Annotated in this window: 17 protein-coding genes; 8 read left to right on the top strand and 9 right to left on the bottom strand. The window is 68.7% G+C overall.

The annotated features are described in order from the left end of the window. Nucleotides 1–2: 2 nt before the first annotated feature. The 3 genes from ACUTR7_RS10235 (at nt 3) to ACUTR7_RS10225 (ending at nt 4081) form a co-directional block, all read left to right on the top strand. Complete coding sequence (locus ACUTR7_RS10235) at nt 3–830, top strand: AraC family transcriptional regulator (RefSeq protein ID WP_315530557.1); 828 nt, start codon at nt 3–5, stop codon at nt 828–830. Between the two features lie 84 nt (nt 831–914). Next, complete coding sequence (locus tag ACUTR7_RS10230) at nt 915–1601, top strand: B3/B4 domain-containing protein (RefSeq protein WP_445608758.1); 687 nt, start codon at nt 915–917, stop codon at nt 1599–1601. A gap of 320 nt (nt 1602–1921) precedes the next feature. Next, nucleotides 1922–4081 carry a TonB-dependent siderophore receptor gene (locus tag ACUTR7_RS10225; protein ID WP_445608757.1) on the top strand — a complete coding sequence of 720 codons (2160 nt, stop codon included), beginning with the start codon at nt 1922–1924 and terminating at the stop codon, nt 4079–4081. 36 nt (nt 4082–4117) lie between these two features. Here the strand turns inward: ACUTR7_RS10225 and ACUTR7_RS10220 are convergent, their stop codons facing one another. Continuing rightward, on the bottom strand, nt 4118–5068 hold the full coding sequence (locus ACUTR7_RS10220; RefSeq protein ID WP_013802957.1) for a transglutaminase-like domain-containing protein: 951 nt from the start codon (nt 5066–5068) through the stop codon (nt 4118–4120). A 227-nt stretch (nt 5069–5295) separates the two neighbouring features. Here ACUTR7_RS10220 and ACUTR7_RS10215 point away from each other — a divergent pair, with 227 nt between their 5' ends. After that, nucleotides 5296–5982, top strand: a complete 687-nt coding sequence (locus tag ACUTR7_RS10215; protein WP_013802958.1) for a GntR family transcriptional regulator — start codon at nt 5296–5298, stop codon at nt 5980–5982. Nucleotides 5983–5994: 12 nt separating this feature from the next. Here ACUTR7_RS10215 and ACUTR7_RS10210 read toward each other — a convergent pair whose 3' ends face one another. Genes ACUTR7_RS10210 through ACUTR7_RS10200 form a run of 3 tightly spaced genes read right to left on the bottom strand, consistent with a single transcriptional unit; the run spans nt 5995 to nt 10236 of the window. Further along, a complete protein-coding gene (locus ACUTR7_RS10210; protein WP_013802959.1) occupies nt 5995–6414 on the bottom strand; it encodes a heme-binding protein in 420 nt (139 codons plus the stop codon). Nucleotides 6415–6451: 37 nt separating this feature from the next. Beyond that, on the bottom strand, nt 6452–9538 hold the full coding sequence (locus tag ACUTR7_RS10205; RefSeq protein WP_445608756.1) for an FAD-binding and (Fe-S)-binding domain-containing protein: 3087 nt from the start codon (nt 9536–9538) through the stop codon (nt 6452–6454). An 8-nt stretch (nt 9539–9546) separates the two neighbouring features. Continuing rightward, the gene (locus ACUTR7_RS10200) at nt 9547–10236 is read right to left on the bottom strand and encodes a GntR family transcriptional regulator (RefSeq protein WP_012204897.1); all 690 of its coding nucleotides are present in this window, start codon (nt 10234–10236) and stop codon (nt 9547–9549) included. A gap of 158 nt (nt 10237–10394) precedes the next feature. Between ACUTR7_RS10200 and ACUTR7_RS10195 the strand changes: the two genes are divergently transcribed. The 4 genes from ACUTR7_RS10195 (at nt 10395) to ACUTR7_RS10180 (ending at nt 14917) form a co-directional block, all read left to right on the top strand. Continuing rightward, nucleotides 10395–11636, top strand: coding sequence for a pyridoxal-phosphate-dependent aminotransferase family protein (locus ACUTR7_RS10195; RefSeq protein ID WP_445608755.1), 1242 nt, complete (start codon nt 10395–10397; stop codon nt 11634–11636). Between the two features lie 105 nt (nt 11637–11741). Further along, nucleotides 11742–12779: a Bug family tripartite tricarboxylate transporter substrate binding protein gene (locus ACUTR7_RS10190; protein ID WP_071955152.1), complete on the top strand. Its 1038-nt coding sequence runs from the start codon at nt 11742–11744 to the stop codon at nt 12777–12779. A gap of 11 nt (nt 12780–12790) precedes the next feature. Further along, on the top strand, nt 12791–13381 hold the full coding sequence (locus ACUTR7_RS10185; protein ID WP_445608754.1) for a tripartite tricarboxylate transporter TctB family protein: 591 nt from the start codon (nt 12791–12793) through the stop codon (nt 13379–13381). 27 nt (nt 13382–13408) lie between these two features. After that, the gene (locus ACUTR7_RS10180) at nt 13409–14917 is read left to right on the top strand and encodes a tripartite tricarboxylate transporter permease (RefSeq protein ID WP_445608753.1); all 1509 of its coding nucleotides are present in this window, start codon (nt 13409–13411) and stop codon (nt 14915–14917) included. A 10-nt stretch (nt 14918–14927) separates the two neighbouring features. On the opposite strand, the gene ACUTR7_RS10175 is transcribed toward ACUTR7_RS10180, so the two are convergent. From ACUTR7_RS10175 to ACUTR7_RS10155, 5 genes are all read right to left on the bottom strand, one after another. Then, the gene (locus ACUTR7_RS10175) at nt 14928–16145 is read right to left on the bottom strand and encodes a Fic family protein (RefSeq protein ID WP_445608752.1); all 1218 of its coding nucleotides are present in this window, start codon (nt 16143–16145) and stop codon (nt 14928–14930) included. Nucleotides 16146–16239: 94 nt separating this feature from the next. Next, nucleotides 16240–17283: a transporter gene (locus ACUTR7_RS10170; RefSeq protein WP_012204892.1), complete on the bottom strand. Its 1044-nt coding sequence runs from the start codon at nt 17281–17283 to the stop codon at nt 16240–16242. A 144-nt stretch (nt 17284–17427) separates the two neighbouring features. Beyond that, entirely contained in the window at nt 17428–18045 is a 618-nt protein-coding gene (locus tag ACUTR7_RS10165) for a hypothetical protein (RefSeq protein ID WP_445608751.1), read from the bottom strand. 108 nt (nt 18046–18153) lie between these two features. Further along, a complete protein-coding gene (gene pdeM / locus ACUTR7_RS10160) occupies nt 18154–18873 on the bottom strand; it encodes a ligase-associated DNA damage response endonuclease PdeM (protein WP_445608750.1) in 720 nt (239 codons plus the stop codon). Between the two features lie 16 nt (nt 18874–18889). Next, nucleotides 18890–21766, bottom strand: a complete 2877-nt coding sequence (locus ACUTR7_RS10155; protein ID WP_445608749.1) for a ligase-associated DNA damage response DEXH box helicase — start codon at nt 21764–21766, stop codon at nt 18890–18892. Nucleotides 21767–21795 lie beyond the last annotated feature (29 nt).

Genomic DNA, 21795 nt, shown 5'->3' with positions numbered 1-21795 from the left:
GCATGGTTTCGACCACGGATGGGCATTTCAGCTGGCTGCGCTGCCGCACCGCAGGCGTGGAAGCCGTGGCCGCAGACACGGCGAGGCACTTTGGCCGGCACGCCCACGAGCAGTACGGGATCGGCCTGATCGAGCGTGGCGCGCAGAAATCCGCCAGCGGGCGAGGTCTGTACGAGGCCGGGGCTGGCGACCTCATCATGGTCAACCCCGGCGAGTTGCATGACGGCATGCCCCTGGGCGATGGCGGTCGCGCCTGGCGCATGCTCTACCTGGAGCCCTCGGTCGTGGCCGGGCTCATGGCGGACATGGATGGCGCGGGGCCAGCGACCGGCTTCGAGTTCAGCCAGCCCGCCGTGCGCGACCCGCGCCTGGCCGCGTGTTTTCAGGCTCTGTACCGCAGGATGACCGGCAGCGGCGAGGCAACGGACGCCCTGGACCTGGACGAAGGCCTGCTGCAGCTGCTGGGCGGCATGCTGCAGCCCCCTGCCCCGGCGCCCCGCGCACCGGCCCCCATCACACTGGCCCGCGCCCGGATGGACGACGATCCCGGTGCGCCGCTGACCCTGGGCGCCCTGGCGCACGAGGCGGGCCTGAGCCGCTACCAGTTCCTGCGTGCCTTTGCGCGCGCCACGGGAATGACGCCCCATGCCTATCTGCTGCAGCGGCGCCTGCACCAGGCGCGCAGGCTCATCGCCGGCGGCATGCCGCTGGCCGAGGCCGCCGCGCACAGCGGCTTTGCCGACCAGAGCCATATGACGCGCCTGTTCGTGCGCAGCTTCGGCATGGCGCCCGGCTTCTACGCCAGGGCAGCCAAGGCCTGCGCTGCATGACGCGCTGCAATTTCCTTCAAGACCACGCAAACCGGCCTGGCGAGGATGGAGATCACATCCCCTCTCCACTCACAAGGCCTGATCTTGCAGTTCTCCTACTCATCCTCCATCCCCCGCGACTTTCCTGAACTGGCCTCGCAGACCTTGCTGCTGCGCGGCCTGTCGCCCGACGTGCCCGTACACGCCGTGATCGCCCCCTTCATGGCACAGGCCAGGCAGAACCTGGCCTGCACCCCGGAAAGCGAGATGCCATCCATTCAGGCCTGGCGGCGCGGCTTTGCCAGGATGGGCCTCAAGCCCACGCAATACCGCTGCGCCGCCGAGGCCCTGCTGCGCCGCTTGCGCAAGGAAGGAGATCTGCCGGGCCTGCATCCGCTGGTGGACCTGTGCAATGCGGCCTCGGTGGCCTTTGCCATTCCCGTGGCCGTCTTCGACCTGGACCGCATCAGCGGCTGCCTGCAGGTGCGCCCCGCAACCGGCAGCGAGGTCTACGAGACCTTCTCGGGCGAGATCGAATATCCCGAGCCCGGCGAAATCATCTTCGCCGACACCGCTGGCCGCGCCCACGCCCGGCGCTGGTGCAACCGCCAAAGCGGCCACTCGGCAGTGCGCGAATCCACAGTCAACGCGCTGATCGTGACCGAAGCGCTGCACGCCACGGGCAAGGCGGATACGCGGCAGCTGGTGGAAGCATTGCAGTCGGCGGCCGGGCGGCTGTGGCCCGAGGCCGTTTCACACCGAAGCAACCCCTCGCAGGCCGCCCTGGCCTGAGGCGACCGGGGCCGTTGGCGCCCCGGCGTGAAAGGGGCTAACACGCTGCGCGTACTTCCCGCAAGCAAGACCGCACGCGTATCGCACCGCCCTGCACATCGACTCGCAGATCTCTTCAAGACATGCTTTGTTGCTATCAAAATGATACCAATGCGTTGCATGCTACATACAAATGAAAAGAAAAAGAAATCATTCTCATTGTCATTCTAGAATCCGCACCCGCCACGACAGGCTGCGCCGCTGGACCCAGGCCGGCAGCAGCGCCGACGCACCCAGAGCACGCCCCACGGCACAGGTTTCCCAGCTCTCGACCATTGACCATGCTTATCCAAAGACTCTCGCGCACGGCAGTTGCGCATGCCGCCCTGCTTGCCCTGTGCGGCGCAGCCCACGCGCAGGCCCAGCCTGAAAATGTTCCCGAGGCCACGCTCGCCCCGGTCACCGTGAACGCAGGCACCGAGAAGGAAAATCCCACCGGAGCCGTGGTGGGCTTCACCGCAAAGCGCGCCATCTCGGCCACCAAGACCGACACGCCGCTGATAGAGACGCCCCAGGCCATCAGCGTGGTCACGCGCGACCAGTTCGAGGCCCAGGGCGTGCAGACGCTGCGCCAGACCACGGCCTACAGCGCGGGCGTGGTGTCCAACTACTTTGACAGCCGCGTGGACAGCTTCTCGGCACGCGGCGGCAGCGTGAGCCAGTACCAGGACGGGCTGCTGCGCACCTACGGCACCTACAACACCAGCCGCCCCGACCCCTACACGCTGGAACGCGTGGAGTTCCTGCGCGGCCCCTCTTCCGTTCTCTACGGCCAGGGCAGCGTGGGCGGCGTGCTCAACCTGACCAGCAAGCGCCCGCAGGCCGAGGCGCTGCGCGAGGTTCAGGTGCAGGTGGGCAGCTACGGGCGCAAGCAGATCGCCACCGACCTGACCGGCGCCGTCACCGAAGACGGCCAGTGGCTGTACCGCCTGGTGGCCGTGGGCCGGGAAAGCGGCACCCAGGTGGACCATGTGAACGACGACCGCCTGGTGATCGCGCCCAGCCTGACCTGGCGGCCCAGCGCCGATACCTCGCTCACGCTGCAGGCGCTCTACCAGAAGGACAAGAGCGGCTCGCTGATCGGCTTCTTCCCCTGGCAGGGCACGCGCCTGCCCAGCCCCTACGGCCAGATTCCCACCAGCACCTTCATCGGCGAGCCCGGCTGGGACTCGTTCGACACAGAGAACAAATCCTGGGGCTACCTGTTCAGCCACCGCCTGAACGCGGACTGGACTGTGCGCCAGAACCTGCGGCGCACCATCAGCGACGTGGACTACCGCTCCATCTACACCAGCTTCACCGCCATCCCCGGCCAGGGCCGCCCTGCGCGCCCGGTCTTCAACCCCGACAACCGCAGCGTCTACCGCGATGCCTCCTGGCAGGTCAACGGCGGGCGCATGCTGGTGATCGACACGCAGCTCGAAGGCCGGCTGCGCTGGGGCACGGCCGAGCACACCGTGCTGGCCGGCATGGATGCGCAGCGCAACAGCACCAGCCAGTCCACCTGGCGCGGCCTGACCGCGCCGTTTGACGTCTACAACCCCGTCTACGGCAATTTCACGCCGCCCACGGCCTCGCAGCTGGTGCGCCAGCCGGGCGTGTCGCAAAAGCAATTGGGCTTCTACGCCCAGGACCAGATCAAGTGGGGCCGCTGGACCGCCACCCTGGGCCTGCGCCACGACAGCGCCCAGACCGATACCGAAGGCCGGCCCGCCTCCGCCGTGGACGAGAAGGCCTGGACCAAGCGCGCAGGCGCCACCTACCAGATGGACGGTGGCTGGGCGCCCTACCTGGGCTACTCCGAGTCCTTCCAGCCGCTGGGCGGCGTGGATGTCTACGGCACGCCCTACAAGGCCCAGCGCGGCGAGCAATGGGAAGCCGGCGTGAAGTGGCAGCCACCGGGCCAGGGCCTGTCGGCCTTTGCCGCGGTCTATACGCTGCGCGAGAAGAACCGCAAGACCTCCGACCCTGCCAACCCGCTCAACAGCCTGCAGATCGGCGAGGTCAAGGTCAACGGCTTCGAGGCCGAGCTCACCGCCAGCCTGGCGCGCCACTGGGACGCCACCCTGGCCTATGCGTACACCGACGCCGTCATCTCGCGCAGCAATGGCGGCGACCAGGGCCAGCGCGTGACCAGCGTGCCGCGCCACACGGCGTCGGCCTGGCTGACCCACCGCTTTGCCAGCGAAGGGCGCGGCGGCTGGAGCCTGGGCGCCGGCGTGCGCTACACGGGTTCGCAGTGGACGGGCACCAGCCTGGTGGACACGCCCTCTGCCACCCTGCTGGATGCCATGGTGTCCTATGACGCCGGCCCATGGCGCCTGGCCTTCAACGTGGTCAACCTGACCGACAAGGTGCAGATCACGCAGTGCCTGGCACGCGGCGACTGCTTCTACGGCCAGCGGCGCACCTTTGCGGTGACGGGAACGCACCGCTTCTGAGGACCGCCGCCGTGCGCCTTTCACAGCGCAGGCAGCTCAGGCAGGCAGCTGCCTGAAGCTCCTTCGGTCCGCCGTGCTGCCAAACGATGCGCAGCCCGACAGCACGGCGGGCGAAGGCGCGGTGGTCGACAGCGCCTCGCTGCACAGCCGGGGAAGCTGGCTGTGCTCGTCTTCCAGGGCCTGTGTCTGGATCATGGGGGCCATGGCCACCACGTTGCCGAAGATGGTGGCAAAGGCCACGTCCGCCGCGTCACGGCCCGTGCCAAAGCGCATGAAGCCCATGGGAATGGCCGTGCCCGATGCATCGAACAGATACCACCTGTCGCCCAGGTAGGCTTCCACGTAGGCATGGAAATCGGGCGGGCCCAGCGCAGGGTCGGCACCGTAGTCCGTGCCGGTGGCGATGCGGGCGGGAATGTTCAGCGCGCGGCACAGGGCGATCATCAGGTGCGTGAAATCGCGGCACACGCCCACCTGCTCCACCAGGGTATCGACGGCCGAGGTGGACGAGTTGCTGGTGGCCGAAGCGAAGGTCACCAGCTCCTGCACCCACTGCTGTATGGCCAGCACGCGCGAATAGCCGGGCGCCAGTTGGCCGAAATTGCGGAAGGCCAGCTGCATCAGCCGGTCGGACTGGCAGTAGCGGCTGGGGTAGATGTACGGCAGGACCTCCAGCGGGATGCAGCGCACCGGAACCTCGCCCAGCGCCGCCGGATCCTCGCGGTGGTGCGCGATGCAGACGGTGGCCGTGTAAGTCAGGTGCAGGGGGCCTGGGTTGGCATGCAGGCGCATGAAGCGGGTGGAGGTGGCGGGCTCGGTGGCAATGTCGGGCTCCACGGGCTGGCTGAGTACCAGACGCTCGTTCTCCACCGTCTGGTGCGAGGTGTGGGCCGCATGGATGTTGAACACGAAATCGGCCCCGGCCGGATCGCGGATGTCATAAGCAAGATCCACCTGGATCTGCAGCCGGATCGCTGCGTTGGCCATTGTTTGTCCCTGGTTGGTGTGTCTGATCGCCACCATGGTGCGGGCAGCCACGCCCGCAGGCCGTAGGCCCCTGCTGAAAAGCCTGTAGTGCTTGGCAGGGACAGCGCGTGCGCCGGGCAGGAGGCGCGCCTGGGGTGCAAACTCGGCTAACATCGGCGCCGCCCCGCATGGCGCAATGCCTGTGGCGGGGGCATCCACCAGCCAGGAACAGCCAAGGAGACCGCTAGATGGCGGAGATCATCGAGATATCGCGGGCGGCGCTGCACGAGCAGGTGGCGGACCGTTTGCGGTCCATGCTCATCGAAGGGCGCATCGCCCCGGGAGCCAAGCTCAACGAGCGCGAGCTGTGCGAGCAGCTCGGCGTCTCGCGCACGCCGCTGCGCGAGGCCATCAAGCTGCTGGCCGCCGAAGGCCTGGCCGACCTGCTGCCCAACCGCGGCGCCATCGCCGTCAAGCTGAGCGAGGCCGATGTCATGCACGCCTTCGAGGTGCTGGCCGGCATCGAGGGCCTGTCGGGCGAACTGGCCGCACAGCGCATCACCGACCAGGAATTCGCCGAGATCCGCGCCCTGCATTACGAGATGATGGCCAGCGTGGCGCGCGCCGACGTGTCTGCCTACTACCGGCTCAACGCCGCCATCCACGCGGCGCTGAACAGCGCCGCCAAGAACCCCGTGCTGACGGAAACCTTCCAGCGCATCAACAACCGCGTGCAGTCGCTGCGCTTTCGCACCAACCTGGACACGGCCAAGTGGAAGCAGGCCGTCAAGGAGCACGAGGCCATGATCGAGGCCCTGGGCGCACGCGACGCCACGGCCTTGCGCGAGCTGCTGGTCACCCACCTGCACCACAAGCGCGATGCCGTGCTGGCCATGCTGCGCGCCGAGGCCCTGCAGCCGCGCAAGTCGCGCTGAAGCCCAGGGCCGCTACCGCTGCGGCGCGGCCCCCAGCGCCGCAATCCCCGCCCGCGCCACCTCCGCATCCTCTGCCGGCTTCACCCCGCTGACGCCCACGGCGCCCAGGCAGTGGCCCTCACTGGTGATGGGCACGCCGCCTTCCAGCAGGCCCTGCAGCGCGGGCACGCTCAGGTAGGCGGTACGGCCGCCATTGATCATTTCCTCATAGAGCCGGCTTTCCTTGCGGCCCAGTGCGGCGGCGTGGGCCTTGGCCGGCGCGATGTGGGCCGAGGCCGGTGCCGCACCGTCCAGGCGCTGCAGCCACAGCAGGTGGCCGCCGTCATCGGCGATGGCGATGCTGACGGCCCAGCCGCGCGCCGTGGCATGCGCCTCGGCGGCCTGGGCGATGGTCTTGATGTCCTGGAGGTCCAGGCAGGGCTTGTGCTTCATGGGAGTGCCTTGTCTTGTGCGGGAGGAAGGATGGCGGTCAGCGGGCGTCCAGCAGGCTTTCCAGCAGCCGCGCCACATGCACGGCTTCGCGCGCCGCGCCGTCGGCGATCTGGTGGCGGCAGCTGGTGCCGTCGGCCACGACGATGGCCTCGGGGCGCTGGCGTATGGCCGGCAGCAGGGCCGCCTCGGCCATGTCCATGGAGACCTGGTGGTGGCTGGCCTCGTAGCCGAAGCTGCCGGCCATGCCGCAGCAGGAGCTTTCGATGAGCTCGGGCTGGGCGCCGGGAATCAGCCGCAGCACGTCGAGGATGGGGCTGACCGCGCCGAAGGCCTTCTGGTGGCAATGGCCGTGCACGAGGATGGGCGCCTCGGCGGCGCGCAGCGGCAGCGCAAAGCGGCCGGCCTTGACTTCACGGGCAATGAATTCCTCGAACAGCAGGGCCTGGGCGGCAACGGCCTGCGCAGGCTCGCCCAGGCCCATGACCAGGGCTTCGTCGCGCAGGGTCAGCAGGCAGGAGGGCTCCAGGCCGACGATGGGGATGCCGGCGCGGGCCAAGGGCGCCAGGGCGTTGATCAGCGCACCGGCGCTGGCCTTGGCCTGCTCGACCATGCCGATGGCCAGGTAGGTGCGGCCGCAGCAGTGGTGGCCGCCGCCCTCTTTGGCGGACTTGCTGGCGGTGTGCAGCGCATAGCCGGCCGCCTGCAGCACGCGGGCGGCGGCCAGGGCGTTTTCGCTCTCGAAGGTGCCGTTGAAGGTGTCCACGAAGAGCACGGCCACGCGCTCGCCGCCCGCCGCGCGGGCCAGGGCCTGGTCGCGGTCAAGAAAGGTATGTGCTTCGGGCGCGCGCCAGAAGGTGTCGCTGCGCCAGGCCGGCAGCGAGCGCCTGGCGGACAGGCCCAGCAGTTTTTCGCCCAGTTGGCGCAGCACGGGCAGGCGGTTGCGCAGGTTCAGCAGCCAGGGCATGCGGCTGGCCGTGGCCGCGTAGCGCGGCAGATGGGCGACCAGCCGGTCCTTGAGCGTGTGGCCATGGCGGGCCTTGTAGTGGGCCAGGAATTCCACCTTCATGCGGGCCATGTCCACGCCCGTGGGGCAGTCGCGCCTGCAGCCCTTGCAGCCCACGCACAGGTCCATGGTGTCGTGCATGGCCTCGCTGGTGAAGGCGTCCGGCCCCAGCTGGCCCGAGATGGCCAGGCGCAGGGTGTTGGCGCGGCCCCGCGTCAGGTGCTGCTCGTCGCGCGTGACGCGGTAGCTGGGGCACATGGTGCCGGCGTCGAACTTGCGGCAGTGGCCGTTGTTGTTGCACATCTCCACGGCCTTGGCAAAGCCGCCGGTGACGTCGCCGCCCGTGCCGGGCGCCGTGGTGACTTCGGTGACCGGGTCGGCCTGCACGTTCCAGGCAGACCAGTCGAGCACGGGCGTGATGGGAATGCGCCGGTAGGGCCGGGGCGCATCGGCGGGCGCAAAGCGGAACAGCCGGCCATCGTCCATCTTCGGCGTGTCGATGATCTTGCCGGGGTTGAAGAGGCTGTCCGGGTCGAAGTGCTGCTTGATGGCTCGCAGGGCCTCGGTGATGGCGGGCCCGAACTGCCAGGCGATCCACTCGCCGCGGCACAGCCCGTCGCCGTGCTCGCCGCTGAAGGCGCCCTTGTATTTGCGCACCAGTTCGGCCGCTTCCTCGGCAATGGCGCGCATGCGCGCCGCGCCGTCGGTGCGCATGTCCAGGATGGGCCGCACATGCAGCGTGCCCACGGAGGCATGGGCGTACCAGGTGCCCCGGCTGCCGTGGCGCGCGAACACTTCGGTGAGCGCATCGGTGTACTCGGCCAGGTGCTGCAGCGGCACGGCGCAGTCCTCGATGAAGCTCACGGGCTTGCCGTCGCCCTTGAGGCTCATCATGATGTTCAGCCCCGCCTTGCGCACTTCCCAGAGGTTTTTCTGGGCCGCTTCCTCGGGCATTTCCACCACGCTGCCGGGCAGGCCCAGCTCGCCCATGAGTTCCACCAGTTGGCGCAGCCGCACCAGCAGCGCGGCGCGGTCGTCGCCGGCGAATTCCACCAGCAAGATGGCAGCCGGGCGGCCGATGAGCGCGGTCTCTATGGTGGGCTTGAAGGCCGGGTTGGCCAGGCCCAGCTCGATCATGGTGCGGTCCACCAGCTCCACGGCCGTGGGGCCCAGCTTCACGATGTGCTGGGCCGAGTCCATGGCCGCGTGGAAGGTGGGAAAGTTCACCACGCCCAGCACCTTGGCGCGCGGCAGCGCGCTGAGCTGCAGGGTGAGCGAGCGCGTGTAGGCCAGCGTGCCCTCGGCGCCTATCAGCAGATGGGCCAGGTTGACGCTGCCGTCGGCCGTGTAGGGCCGCTCGCTCTGGTTGTCGAAGATGTCGAGGTTGTAGCCGGCCACGCGGCGCATGACCTTGGGCCAGTGGGCGTGAATGTCCTCGCGGTGCTGTTGCGCCAGCCCGTGCACGAATTGCGCAATGCGCGCCGCGCGGCCCGTGGCCTGGGCGACGGGGCCGAAGTCCAGCAGCTCGCCATCGGCCATCCAGGCGCGGGCGCCGCGCACGTTGTGCACCATGTTGCCGTAGGCAATGGAGCGTGAGCCGCAGGAGTTGTTGCCCGCCATGCCGCCCAGCGTGGCCTGGGCGCTGGTCGATACGTCCACCGGATACCACAGGCCGAGCTTCTTGAGCCGGGCGTTGAGGTGGTCCAGCACCAGGCCGGGCTCGACCTCGGCCGTGCCTGCATCAGGGTCCACCGAGAGGATGTTGCGCAAATGCTTGCTGTTGTCGATCACCAGGGCCGCGCCCGTGGTCTGCCCGCACTGGCTGGTGCCGCCGCCACGCGGCAGCACGGGCACCCTCAGCTCGCGGGCGATCTGCAGGGCCGTGGCGATGTCCTGCTCGCAGGTGGGCACAAAGACACCTACCGGCATGATCTGGTAGATGGAGGCATCGGTGGCATAGCGCCCGCGCGAGGCGGCGTCGAACAGGACCTGGCCGCGCGTGTCCGAGCGCAGGCGGCGCGCCAGCATCTGGCTGACATCGTCGGGCGGCAGCACGGTGCCGGGGGCGGGCACGGTGTCGTCGGGGGAAGCGGCAAGGCGGTGCGTGGATTCCATCAGCATGGCAGCTCTCATTCGTTCATGGTTCGTGGGTAGATCTGGCCTGCCTTGAGCAGGGCGATGACGGTGTCGCGCTTGTGCTCCAGGTGGGCGACCAGCACCTGGCGCAGCGCGGCGGCATCGCGCGCCTGCAGCGCTTCCAGCATGCGTTCGTGCTCCTGGACGGCGCGCTTCCACTTGGCCGCGTCCTGGTTGGTGCGAAAGCGCAGCGACTGCACGCGGGCGTTGATGCGGCCATAGGTCTCGGCCAGCACGGGGTTGGCGGCGGCGCGGTTGATGGCCGAGTGGATCAGCGCATTGAGCCGGTAGTAGCCGGACAGGTCCTGGCGCGCATGGCTGGCCAGCATCTCGAAGTGCAGGGCCCGCACCTCGGCCAGTTGCTGCTCGCTGATGCGCTGCGCGGCCAGCTCGCCCGACATGCCCTCCAGCCCCGCCAGCACCTCGAAGGTCTGCAGCACATCGGCCTCGCCCAGGCGCACGGCCACGGCGCCGCGGTTGGGCACCAGGTCCACCAGCCCTTCGGAGGCCAGCAGCTTGATGGCCTCGCGCAGCGGCGTGCGCGAGACGCGCAGCTGCTCGCACAGCGCGCGCTCGTTGAGCTTGGCGCCGGGCGGTATGCGCCCCTCCACCAGCCAGGTGCGCAGCCGCGCCGCCACCTGGTCATGCAGGGCAAGCCGCGAAATCTCGATGATCTCCGCCATGGATTCTCCTGGTCGAATGAATTTTGCATTCATTTTTACGCAAGCATTTCTCAAGGTATTCATGGTTATCACCAAGGCATTTATGAATTTTGAATGCAAAAATTCGCAAACACCCTCCCCCGCAGACCGACCTGGCATTTCCTTGAAAGGGACGCACCATGCTCACGCTCGACAACCATCCCACGGGCCGCCACTTCCTCCAGATCCCCGGCCCCAGCCCGGTTCCCGACCGCATCCTGCGGGCCATGAGCCTGCCCACCATCGACCACCGGGGGCCGGAGTTCGGCCAGCTCGGCCTCAAGGTGCTGGCCGGCATCCAGCAGGTCTTCAAGACCCGGCATCCGGTGGTGATCTATCCGGCCTCCGGCACGGGCGCCTGGGAGGCGGCCTTGATCAACACGCTCAGCCCTGGCGACCATGTGCTGATGTTCGAGACCGGCCACTTCGCCTCGCTGTGGCAGAAGATGGCCACGCGCCTGGGCCTGTCCACCGAATTCCTGTCCTATGGCGGCAGCGACGAGCACCTGCCCGAGGCGCCGGGCTGGCGCCATGGCGTGCAGGCCGGCCTGATCGAGGCACGGCTGCGCAAGGACACGGAGCGCCGGATCCGCGCCGTGTGCGTGGTGCACAACGAGACCTCCACGGGGGTGACCTCGGACATCGCCGCCGTGCGCCGGGCCATCGATGCGGCTGGCCACCCGGCCCTGCTGCTGGTGGACACCATCTCGGGCCTGGCCAGCGCCGACTACCGCCATGACGAATGGGGCGTGGACGTGACCATCAGCGGCTCGCAAAAGGGCCTGATGCTGCCGCCCGGCATCAGCTTCAACGCGCTGTCGCCACGTGCGCTGGAGGCCGCCAAAAGCGCCAAGCTGCCCAAGTCGTTCTGGGCCTGGGACGAGATCGTGGAGATGAACCAGACCGGCTACTGGCCCTACACGCCCAACACCAACCTGCTGTACGCCCTGTCCGAATCGCTGGACATGCTGCTGGCCGAAGGGCTGGATACGGTGTTTGCGCGCCACCAGCGCTGGGCGGCCGGCGTGCGCGCCGCCGTCCAGGCCTGGGGCCTGCCCATCCAGTGCGCCGATCCGCAGGTCTACTCCCCCGTGCTCACCGGCGTGATCACGCCCGAAGGCGTGGATGCCGACGCCCTGCGCCGCCTGATCCACACGCGCTTCGACCTGTCGCTGGGCGCGGGCCTGGGCAAGCTCAAGGGCCGCATGTTCCGCATGGGCCACCTGGGCGACAGCAACGACCTCACGCTGCTGGCCATGGTGGCGGGCGTGGAGATGGGCCTGAAGCTGTCCGGCATCCGTCTGGCCGGCAGCGGCGTGCAGGCGTCCATGGACTACTTCGCTGCCCACGCCGCAGCCGGGGCGCTGCGCAAGGCCGCCTGAACCCATCGGCCCCGCGCCGAAAACCCTTGGCAGAGCCGGAGCACATGGCTCGCCCCCTTGATCGTGGATTGCACCAATACCAGGAAATAACAGGAGACAAGAGACATGACATCGCCCCGCAACCGCCTGGCGGCAACTGCCGTCGCCACCCTCGCCGCCACAGCCGCCATCACCCTCGCCGCCCCTGCCGCCTGGGCGCAGTGGAAGCCCGCCAAGTCCGTCGAACTCGTCGTGCCATTCTCGGCCGGTGGCGCCTCGGACCAGATGGCACGCGTGATCCAGGCCATCGTCACCAAACACAAGCTGATCGAGCAGCCCGTGGTCATCCTCAACAAGGCCGGCGCCTCCGGCGCCGAGGGCATTCTGGATGTCAAGGCCTCGGCGCGCGACCCGCACAAGCTGCTGGTGGCCTCCACGGCCATCTTCACCCTGCCCATGGCCACGGCCCTGCCCTTCCAGTGGCGCGACCTGAATCCCGTGGCCATGATTGCCCAGGACCAGTTCGTGCTCTGGGTCAATGCCGAGACCGGCTACCAGACGCCCGCCGACTACCTGGCCGCCGCGCGGCAGGCCGGCGGCAAGTTCAAGATGGGCGGCACCAGTTCCAAGCGCGAGGACCAGATCATCACCGCCAACATGGAACAGGCCGCCGGCGTGAAGTTCACCTACATCCCCTACAAGGGCGGCGGCGAGGCCAGCACGCAGCTGGTGGGCAAGCACATCGACTCCAACGTCAACAACCCCAGCGAGTCCATGGCGCAGTGGCGCGCGGGCCAGGTGCGGGCGCTGTGCGTGTTCGACACGCAGCGCATCGAGTACACGGCCAAGGTCACGGGCAGCCAGGCGCTGTCGGACATCCCCACCTGCAGGGAGCAGGGCCTGGATGTGCAATACACCATGCTGCGCGGCTTCTTCCTGCCGCCCGGCACCACGCCCGAACAGGCGCAGTTCTATGCAGGCGTGATGCACAAGGTGGTGGCCACGCCCGAGTGGAAGGAGTACCTGGAGAAAAACGCGCTCAAGCCCGAGTACATGACGGGGCAGGCCTTCGTGGACTTCCTGGCCAAGGACGAGACGCGCCACCTCGACATCATGAAGAAGGCCGGCTTCCTGTCGGCCAGCGTGGCCGCCGCCGCCAAGTGAGGAGCCGCGCCATGGACACCGCCATCCACCTTGCCCCGCCCTCCTCCAATTCAGCAGCAGCAGCAGCAGCCCCGGCCCAGCCCTCCAGCGCGGCCACCGAATCCATCCCCGCCACCGAAGCCCAGGCCCCCGGCCTGTCCCGCCGCCATGTGGAGTACGGCGTGGCCGCCGTGCTGCTGGCGCTGGCCGTGCTCGTGGTCTGGGACAACCAGCGCATTGGCGCAGGCTGGAGCGACACCGGCCCGCAGGCCGGCTACTTCCCGCTGCGCGTGGGCGCCGTGCTGGGCATCTGCGCCATCGCCGTCTTCGTGCAGGCGCTGCGCAACCGCAGCCAGGAGCAGTTCGCCAGCTGGCTGCAGCTCAAGCGCGTGGCCCAGGTGCTGCTGCCGCTGACGGCCTACATCGCCGTGATCGCGCCGCTGGGCATCTACGCGGCCTCGGTGCTGTTCATCACGGGCTTCATGGTGTTTGCGGGCCGCTATCCCTGGTGGAAGGCCGTGGCGCTGTCGGGCTTCACCAGCGTGCTGCTGTTCTACGTCTTCGAGATCCAGTTCAAGGTGCCCCTGCCCAAGGGTCCGCTTGAAGCCTGGCTCGGCTATTGACCCCTGTCGCCGCCACGGAGCAACACCATGGACGAACTCCAATACCTTGCGCACGGCTTCGCGGCCGTCACCACCTGGCAGAACACGGGGCTGATGCTCACGGGCATCCTGCTGGGCATCGTGGTCGGCGTGCTGCCGGGCCTGGGCGGCCCCAATGGCGTGGCCATCCTGCTGCCGCTGACCTTCGGCATGTCGCCCACCTCGGCCATCATCCTGCTGTCGTGCATCTACTGGGGGGCGCTGTTCGGCGGCGCCATCACCTCGGTGCTGTTCAACATCCCGGGCGAGGCCTGGTCGGTGGCAACCACCTTCGACGGCTATCCCATGGCCCAGCAGGGCCACGCGGGGGCGGCGCTGACCACGGCCTTCACGGGCTCGTTCATCGGCGCCATCTCGGGCGTGATGCTGATCACCTTCCTGGCGCCGGTCGTGGCCTCGTTCGCGCTGCAGTTCGGGCCGCCGGAGTTCTTTGCGGTCTTCTTCCTGACGTTCTGCTCCTTCATCGGCATGGGCAAGGAGCCCAAGGCCAAGATCGTGGCCGCCATGGCCGTGGGCCTGCTGCTGGCGGCCGTGGGCATGGACACCATCTCGGGCGACCTGCGCATGACCTTCGGCTCCACCGAGCTGCTGCGCGGCTTTGATTTCCTGGTGGTGGTGATCGGCCTGTTCGGCATCAGCGAGATCCTGATGACCATCGAGGAAGGCCTGGCCTTCAAGGGCAAGAAGGCCTCCATCGACCTCAAGGTGGTGTTCAGGACCTGGGCCCAGCTGCCGCGCTACTGGCTGACCATGCTGCGCTCGGCCCTGGTGGGCTGCTGGATGGGCGTGACGCCGGGCGGCGCCGTGGCGGCCAGCTTCATGGGCTACGGGCTGGCCAAGAAGTTCTCGCGCGACCCCGACAGCTTCGGCAAGGGCAACCCCGAAGGCGTGCTCGCCCCCGAGACCGCCGCCCACGCGGCCGGCACCTCGGCCCTGCTGCCCATGCTGGCCCTGGGCATTCCGGGCTCGGCCACGGCGGCCGTGCTGCTGGGCGGGCTGATGATCTGGGGGCTGCAGCCCGGCCCGCTGCTGTTCACCGAGCAAAAGGACTTCGTCTGGGGACTGATCGCCAGCATGTACCTGGGCAACATCGCCGGCCTGGTCATCGTCATGGCCACCGTGCCGCTGTTCGCCGCCATCCTGCGCGTGCCGTTTTCCATCGTCGCGCCCATGATCCTCATGGTCTGCGCCATCGGCGCCTTCACCGTCCACGGCAATGCCACCGACATCTGGCTCATGCTGGTCTTCGGCGTGGTCGGCTACGTGTTCAAGAAGCTGGACTATCCGCTGGCGCCCATGGTCCTGGCCATCGTGCTGGGCGACCGCATGGAAGACGCCTTCCGCCAGAGCATGCTCTCCAGCCAGGGCGAGCTGGGCATCTTCTGGCACAACGGCCTGTCGGGCACCATCACCACGCTGGCCCTGCTGATGCTGGTGTGGCCGCTGCTGGGCAGGCTGCGGGCGATGGTGTTCGGGGCGAGGGTTGTGGCGGCTTGAGAGGAGCCGTCTACAGCGAATCAGCCTCCGCTTCCGGCCAGAGGCGGGGGAAGTAAAAACGCAGGGCGTGCAGCGGCACGCCCAGGCGCACTCTTCCATACGGTGAATCCGTCTCCAGCAGGCCGCGCTTGAGCAGTGCCGATACCTGGGCGGTGGCCAGCCGGTCACCCAACCCCAGCATGGCCTTGAAGTCGGCCCGATCCATCTCCGCCTGGGCCGCAAAAAGATAGTGCAATGCGCGCAATGCCTCGCTGCGCACGCCTTGGCGCACCACCAGCTCCTCATAGGCAAGGCATGCCGCCATGCGCTCCTTCATGCCGTCCAGCGACAGAAGTCCCTCCATGAAGCTCACTTGGTCCATGCACAGTTCCAGCACGTATGCGATCCAGTCGATCAACCCCAGTTCGGTCAGATTGCCACGGCCATCAAGGTCACCACGGCGCGGCTCGTCTGCGGCGGCAAGCAAGGCGTAATAGCGCTCCTGCGACCGTGCGAACCCCCTCAGGGGGGACCACAGACCATTGCTCAGGCCCATGTGGGTTAGTACGAGATGTGAATGCAGCCGGGCCACACGCCCGTTGCCGTCCCGGAACGGATGGATCCACGCCAGGCGCTGGTGCGCAGCGGCCATGGCCACCAACTGCAACTCGCCACGGCGCACGCCGGAGTAGAAGCTCGACCAGCGGTCAAGAAAAAATGGCAACTGCCCCGCTGCAGGCGCCGCATGCCTGCCCACGCTAACCTCCCGCGTGCGCCATCGACCCGGCTCGATGGCATCGTCGCCAAGGGCGCCGGCCTCCAGATCGGCCTGGGGCAGACGGGCGAAGAGATCCTGGTGGATATCGGCCAGCATCTGGGGGGTCCAGACCTGCGCATTCGTCCATTGCGTGGACCTGTACTCCAGTTGCTCTTCAGTGGCCATGTGCGCCAGCGCCAATCGCTGACGGCGGGCCTGGTCTTCGTCCTGCGCATAGTCGTTGTGCAGGGCGCGCTCGATATCCAGCGGAAAGGTGTGCTGCCCCTCGATCCTGTTCGAGTAATACGAGTTCATGGCCCGAAGCAGCCGGCGCAGGCCTGGCAATGTGTCTGGTCGGTAGCGGCCGGCCAGCCGCTCACCCAACCTGATCAGGTCATGGGAGAGCTCCAGCAAAGGGCCCAGCTTGTGTTCCCCCGGCAGCAGCGGCTCCATCTGGGCAGGATGGTCGTATAGCAGGAATTCTTGCGACATTGATCACCTATATAAGCAGCTGATTTATATAGATGAAATCCGTTTGGTGCGAGATATTTTGCGAGTTCTTCTGCAAGATTCCCTGACACGTCCCCTAGTCCCTGTACCGCTTCTTGCGAAACGCCAGCCAAGCGGCGATGACGGTGAAGGCGATCACGATGGACACCACGATCCAGAAGCCGTGCTCGTGCTCTGCCAGCGGTATGCCGCCCACGTTCATGCCGAACAGGCCGGCCAGGATGTTGATGGGCAGGGCCAGCACGGTGACCACGGTCAGCACGAAGAGGCTGTTGCTGTTGTCCTCGTTCACGGCGGCAGCCACTTCTTCCTGCAGCAGCTTGATGCGGTCCTGCAGGGTCTGCATGTCGCGCAGCATGAGCGAGAACTCCTCGCTGGCGGCGGCCAGGCCGCGGCGGTCGTCCTCGCCCATCCAGGCGGGGGGCTGCTGCAGCAGGCGGAACAGAGCGGCCGGCTCGGGCGCCAGCAGGCGCTGCAGGCGCACCAGCAGCCGGCGCAGCCGGCCCAGGTGGGCGCGCGGATGGTGGTAGCGCTGAGCGATGATGGCGTCTTCGATGTCGTCCACGCGCGCCGTGGTCTCGCGCACCACCTTGACCAGCACGTCGGCCTGGGTGCGCATCAGGTGTTCCAGCAGCTCGGCCGTGCTGGCGGGGCTGTCGCCCTGGCGCACGCCGGCACGCAGCGCATCGACCGAGCGCAGCGGCTGGGTGCGCGCGGTGACGACCAGGCGCTCGTCCAGGCAGATCCACAGCGTGGCGATGTCGGCCGACTCGAAGTTGAACTCGAAATTCACATCGTTGAGCACGGCGACCAGGGAGTCATCGGAGCGCTCGATGCGCGTGGAGGCCAGGCCCTCGCGCAGCGTGGTGTAGAAGACTTCGGGCAGCGCGGCGTGGCGCTGCAGCCAGCGCAGGGACTGGGTATTGGCCAGGTTGAAGTGCAGCCACAGGAAGTCGCGCCGGCCGGGCTCGGTGAGCGGACGCTCTGCGCCCAGCCACTGCGCGGCCGACTGCGCCGTCATGGCCTCCACACGCCGCTGCGTGTCGCAGAAAAACCGCCAGCCGCAGATCAGGCCTGCGTCTTCATTGGCCTGGGCCAGGGGGGAGGCTGCGTCAGTCATGAATGGGTGGGGCACCTGCGGGGAGTGGCCTGCGCGGGCCGGACAAGTGCGGGATTCTTGGCCGCCTCCATGACAGAGGTGTGACAACTGTCACGGAGTCGTCATCCGGGGGTCTGCCCCTCAGTCGGGGGTGCGGGGCAGGCCTCAGCACATCACGACGTTCTCCAGCGTGAACGAGAACGGCGTGGACCCGGGGCCCGCACCGCCGCCTCGCATCACGATGTCGGCGCGCGAGATGCCCAGCAGGGAGATCTCGGTGTTGATGTCGCCCAGGATGGCCGAGCTCATGACCTGGCCCTGTTCGATCTGCGAGACCACCCCGATCCAGATGGAGGGCTTGAATTCGAAGACGGCCTTTTGCTGGGGGGCAATCGCGGTCTTGACGGCCAGCAGCCGGCCGTCCTTGTAGCAACTGGCATTGATGGCGCCCCGGGGCAGCGAGTTGAGCACCTGCACTTCGTTGGAGCTTGCGCCATAGCCTGCGGGCGCCAGGCGATCGCCGCTGCTGCTCAGGGACAGCTGGAACTGCTGGCCGAACTGCGCCTCCAGCTGGGGCGTGTGGTTGCCATAGCTGTCGCTGGCACCGACCTGCAGGCCCAGCGGGAAGGTGAACGGGTGGTTATCACCTTGGCCGCAGTACTTGATGACCCGCCACGCCACGGCCAGTTCCTCGAAATCGCTGGCCACGTTTTTCTGGAAGATGACGATCTGCGAGTTGTTTGCGTCGTTCGATTGATTGACGAAGTTGAGTTGAACGCCCATGCATCTCTCCTGATGGATCAAAAAAGCGCTGCGGCGCTTTCTGCTGCCCCGCCGTGCGGGCGCAAGCGCACTGTAGGGAACAACGATCCTTCAGAAAATTACGCCTGATTACATCCCGCCCCCTCCACCGGGAACGGCCCAGACCCGCCCGCCGCCTACGGCAAAGCACTGGAGGCCAGGACCTGGCGGCAGGCTGGCCATGCCGGTGAACAGGCCGAAGGCCGGCAGCAGGGTGAAGCCCGGGTGCACGGCAAAGCACGGCAGGCGCAGGGCATCTCGCCCGGGGCCGCGCAGCACGACGGCGGGGTGGACATGGCCGGCCAGCACATGGCAGGCAGGAGCCTCCTGCGGGTAATGGCAGCCCGCGAATGGCCCCAGGCGCCAGGGCTCGTCCACCACGCCGATGCCCAGCGCGGACGGCGGGTCGCCCGCATGGCTGTCGTGGTTGCCACGCACCAGGACCACCTCCAGCGCCGCGTGGCGGAGTCGCCAGTCGGCCAGGGCGGCCAGCACGGACGGCGTGCGGGCCTGCGCGGCATGCAGGAAGTCGCCCAGAACGACCAGCCGGCGCACCGGCAGGCCCTGCAGCAGCGCCGACAGCCTGTCCAGGTTGCCCTGGGTGGTGCCGGCCGGCACGGGAATGCCGCGCGCGCGGAAGGTGGCGGCCTTGCCCAGGTGCAGGTCGGCAATGAACAGCGTGCCCTGGGCGGGCCACCACAGGGCGTGCTGGGCCAGCAGGTGGACGGGCTCGCCCGCCAGGAGGAGGCCCAGGCTGCCGGCCAGGGCGTCGGGGGAAAAAGGACTTGGCAACGGTGCGTGGCCTTTCATCAGCGGTGCAATGGTTCTACAGCAGCGGCAAGGGCCGCGAGGGCTTGCGCACGCGGCGCGGGCGGCGGCTGGCGGCATCGGCCTCGGGGCCATCGGTGGCCTGCAGCGAGAAATCCAGCGTGCGGCGCACGGCGGCCGTATCCTCGTCCACGGCGGGGTGCTGGTCTGCCTTGGGCTTTTTCCGTGGACGCAGCGGTGGATCGGGCGGGACCAGGTCCTGCGTGCGCGGCTCGCTGGCTGCACCGCCGGCGTCTGCCGCCTCGTGCAGCTGGGCCAGCATGCGCGCGATGCGGTCGGCCAGGTGCTCGTTGGTGAGCTTTTCGCGAAAGCGCTCCACCATCAGCGGAAAGGCAAACGGGCTGGGCCGGCGCAGCGCGCTCACCACCAGCTGCTGGGCCTGCATGCGGCGCAGCGCGGCCAGCAGCTGGGCGACATCGAGTTCCTGGCTCAGCACTTCCTCGTCGGCCTGGCGCAGCAGCAGGTTGCTGTCGTCGTATTTGCGAAACACCTCGAAGAACAGCTGGGCCGAGGCCTGCAGCTGGCGCGCGCTGCGGCGCTCGCCCGGGTGGCTCTGGAAGATCAGGCCCGAGACGCGGGCGATCTCGCGGAAGCGCCGCCTTGCCATCTCGGTGGCGTTGAGGCTGGCCAGCACTTCGTGCAGCAGGGCGTGGCGCGCGTCATCGCCCGCCAGGTGGGCGTCGTCGGCGGCCTGGTCCCAGTGGCGGTCGGCATTGGCGGTATTGCGCATGGCGCCCGCCTCCGTGGCAGAGACACGTCCGGGCGCCGCCACGGCCTGCACCGGCTCGGCGCGCAGCAGTTCGGGCAGCATGGCGGCCCAGTCACGCTCGGTGGCGCTCAGCAGCTCCAGCCCGTAGTCGTTGACGGCGATGGAGAAGGTGCCCGTCTCGCCCTGCGCGGCACGCCAGGCCAGCAGGCTGGCCAGCCCCGTATGGGCATGGCGGCCCGCAAATGGGTAGAGGAAGAGATGCCAGCCTTCGCGCGTGCGCAGGGTTTCGGCCAGCAGCGTTCCGGGCGTGGGCAGGGCCGACCAGCGCTGCTGCACCTCCAGCAGGGGGCGCACGCAGCGCAGCTCGGGCGAGTGGTAGTCGCCCGCTGCCGCCAGCGCCAATTGCTGCACCACGAAGTCGGCCAGCACGGTGGACAGCGGCATGCGCGCGCCCGCCCAGCGCGGCACGGTGGGCCGCGTTCTGGAGGCGCGGCGCACGTAGGCGGTCATGTCCTCGATGCGCACCAGCTCCAGCACCTGGCCCGCGAAGACGAAGGCATCGCCGGGCGACAGGCGCGACAGAAAGCTCTCTTCCATGCTGCCCAGCCGCGCGCCGTGCAGGATCTGCACGCTCATGCTGGCGTCGCTGACGATGGTGCCGATGTTGGCGCGGTGCCTGCGCGCCAGCCGCGCGTCGGGCATGCGCCAGATGCCCTCCCCGTCGGGCCGCACGCGCTGGTAGTCGGGATAGGCGGCCAGCGAGGGGCCGCCCCGGTGCACGAAGTCCAAGCACCACTGCCAGACCGCAGGCGCCAGCCCGGCGTAGGCGACGGTGCGGCGCACTTCGGCATACAGCTCATCGGGCACGAAGCCGCCGCCCAGGGCCACGGTGGCCAAGTGCTGCACCAGCACGTCCACGGGCTGGCGGGGGCTGGCGCGCATTTCCACCTGCTGCGCGCGCACGGCGGCGCGGGCGGCGGCGGCCTCCACCAGCTCCAGGCTGTGCGTGGGCACCAGGGTGATGCGCGAGGGCCGGCCCGGCGCATGGCCCGAGCGGCCCGCGCGCTGCAGCAGCCGCGCAATGCCCTTGGCCGAGCCGATCTGCAGCACGCGCTCCACGGGCAGGAAGTCCACGCCCAGGTCCAGGCTGCTGGTGCAGACCACGGCCTTGAGCGTGCCGGCCTTGAGCCCGGCCTCCACCCATTCGCGCACACCCCGGTCCAGAGAGCCATGGTGTATGGCCAGCAGGCCGGCCCAGTCGGGCCGGGCCTCCAGCAGCGCCTTGTACCAGAGCTCCGCCTGCGAGCGCACGTTCACAAAGACCAGGGTGGAGCCGGCCGTGGCCTCCAGCTCGCGCACCACGGCCGGCAGCATGGCCAGGCCCAGGTGGCCGGCCCAGGAAAAGCGCTCGGGCCGGTCGGGCAGCAAGGTGTCCACCACCAGGCGCTTGTCCACCTGGCCCTGGACCAGCACGCCGGGCCGCGGCTGGCCATGGTCCTCCAGGCCCAGCAGGGTCTGCATGGCTTCGTCCAGATTGCCCAGCGTGGCCGACATGCCCCAGACGCTCAGTTGCGGGCTCCAGCCGCGCAGCCGCGCCAGGGCCAGCTGCAGTTGCACGCCGCGCTTGTTGCCCAGCAGCTCGTGCCATTCATCGGCCACCACCAGGCGCACGGAGCCCAGCAGCTCGCGCGCATCGGCCCGCGCCAGCAGGAGGGACAGGCTCTCGGGCGTGGTGACCAGCACGGTGGGCAGCTGGCGCGACTGCGCGCTGCGCTCGGCGCTTCCCGTATCGCCCGTGCGTGCGCCCACGGTCCAGCGCGCCAGCGCGGGATGGTCCTGGGCCAGCGCCTGCAAGGGCGTCTGCAGCGCCTTGAGCGTGTCGGCCGCCAGGGCACGCATGGGCGTGATCCACAGCACGGTCAGGGGCGCGGCGGCGGGTTTTCTCCTGCTGGATGGGGCCTGGGCAGGCGCCTTGGAGGCCTGCGCAAAGGCCTGCAAGGCGCCCAGCCAGACCGCATAGGTCTTGCCTGCGCCCGTGGTGGCGTGCAGCAGGCCGCTGTGGCCCTGGGCCAGCGCCTTCCACACGGCGCGCTGGAAGGCAAAGGGCTTCCAGCCCCGTGCGGCAAGCCAGGCGGTGGCGAGGGGGTGGGCGGCACGGGTGGCCATGGCGCGGTGCGTCAAGGGTGGGTCACAGG

This window comes from Delftia sp. NA_296.1, assembly GCF_052692095.1.
This window is presented reverse-complemented; position numbering and strand designations above follow the sequence as displayed.

Excerpts from the sequence above, each read along its gene's own strand:
- ACUTR7_RS10235 (WP_315530557.1), top strand. The coding sequence starts at position 3 with ATGGTTTCGACCACGGATGGGCATTTCAGCTGGCTGCGCTGCCGCACC.
- ACUTR7_RS10225 (WP_445608757.1), top strand. The coding sequence starts at position 1,922 with ATGCTTATCCAAAGACTCTCGCGCACGGCAGTTGCGCATGCCGCCCTG.
- ACUTR7_RS10220 (WP_013802957.1), bottom strand. The coding sequence starts at position 5,068 with ATGGCCAACGCAGCGATCCGGCTGCAGATCCAGGTGGATCTTGCTTAT.
- ACUTR7_RS10215 (WP_013802958.1), top strand. The coding sequence starts at position 5,296 with ATGGCGGAGATCATCGAGATATCGCGGGCGGCGCTGCACGAGCAGGTG.
- ACUTR7_RS10210 (WP_013802959.1), bottom strand. The coding sequence starts at position 6,414 with ATGAAGCACAAGCCCTGCCTGGACCTCCAGGACATCAAGACCATCGCC.
- ACUTR7_RS10205 (WP_445608756.1), bottom strand. The coding sequence starts at position 9,538 with ATGCTGATGGAATCCACGCACCGCCTTGCCGCTTCCCCCGACGACACC.
- ACUTR7_RS10200 (WP_012204897.1), bottom strand. The coding sequence starts at position 10,236 with ATGGCGGAGATCATCGAGATTTCGCGGCTTGCCCTGCATGACCAGGTG.
- ACUTR7_RS10195 (WP_445608755.1), top strand. The coding sequence starts at position 10,395 with ATGCTCACGCTCGACAACCATCCCACGGGCCGCCACTTCCTCCAGATC.
- ACUTR7_RS10190 (WP_071955152.1), top strand. The coding sequence starts at position 11,742 with ATGACATCGCCCCGCAACCGCCTGGCGGCAACTGCCGTCGCCACCCTC.
- ACUTR7_RS10185 (WP_445608754.1), top strand. The coding sequence starts at position 12,791 with ATGGACACCGCCATCCACCTTGCCCCGCCCTCCTCCAATTCAGCAGCA.
- ACUTR7_RS10180 (WP_445608753.1), top strand. The coding sequence starts at position 13,409 with ATGGACGAACTCCAATACCTTGCGCACGGCTTCGCGGCCGTCACCACC.
- ACUTR7_RS10175 (WP_445608752.1), bottom strand. The coding sequence starts at position 16,145 with ATGTCGCAAGAATTCCTGCTATACGACCATCCTGCCCAGATGGAGCCG.
- ACUTR7_RS10170 (WP_012204892.1), bottom strand. The coding sequence starts at position 17,283 with ATGACTGACGCAGCCTCCCCCCTGGCCCAGGCCAATGAAGACGCAGGC.
- ACUTR7_RS10165 (WP_445608751.1), bottom strand. The coding sequence starts at position 18,045 with ATGGGCGTTCAACTCAACTTCGTCAATCAATCGAACGACGCAAACAAC.
- pdeM (WP_445608750.1), bottom strand. The coding sequence starts at position 18,873 with ATGAAAGGCCACGCACCGTTGCCAAGTCCTTTTTCCCCCGACGCCCTG.
- ACUTR7_RS10155 (WP_445608749.1), bottom strand. The coding sequence starts at position 21,766 with ATGGCCACCCGTGCCGCCCACCCCCTCGCCACCGCCTGGCTTGCCGCA.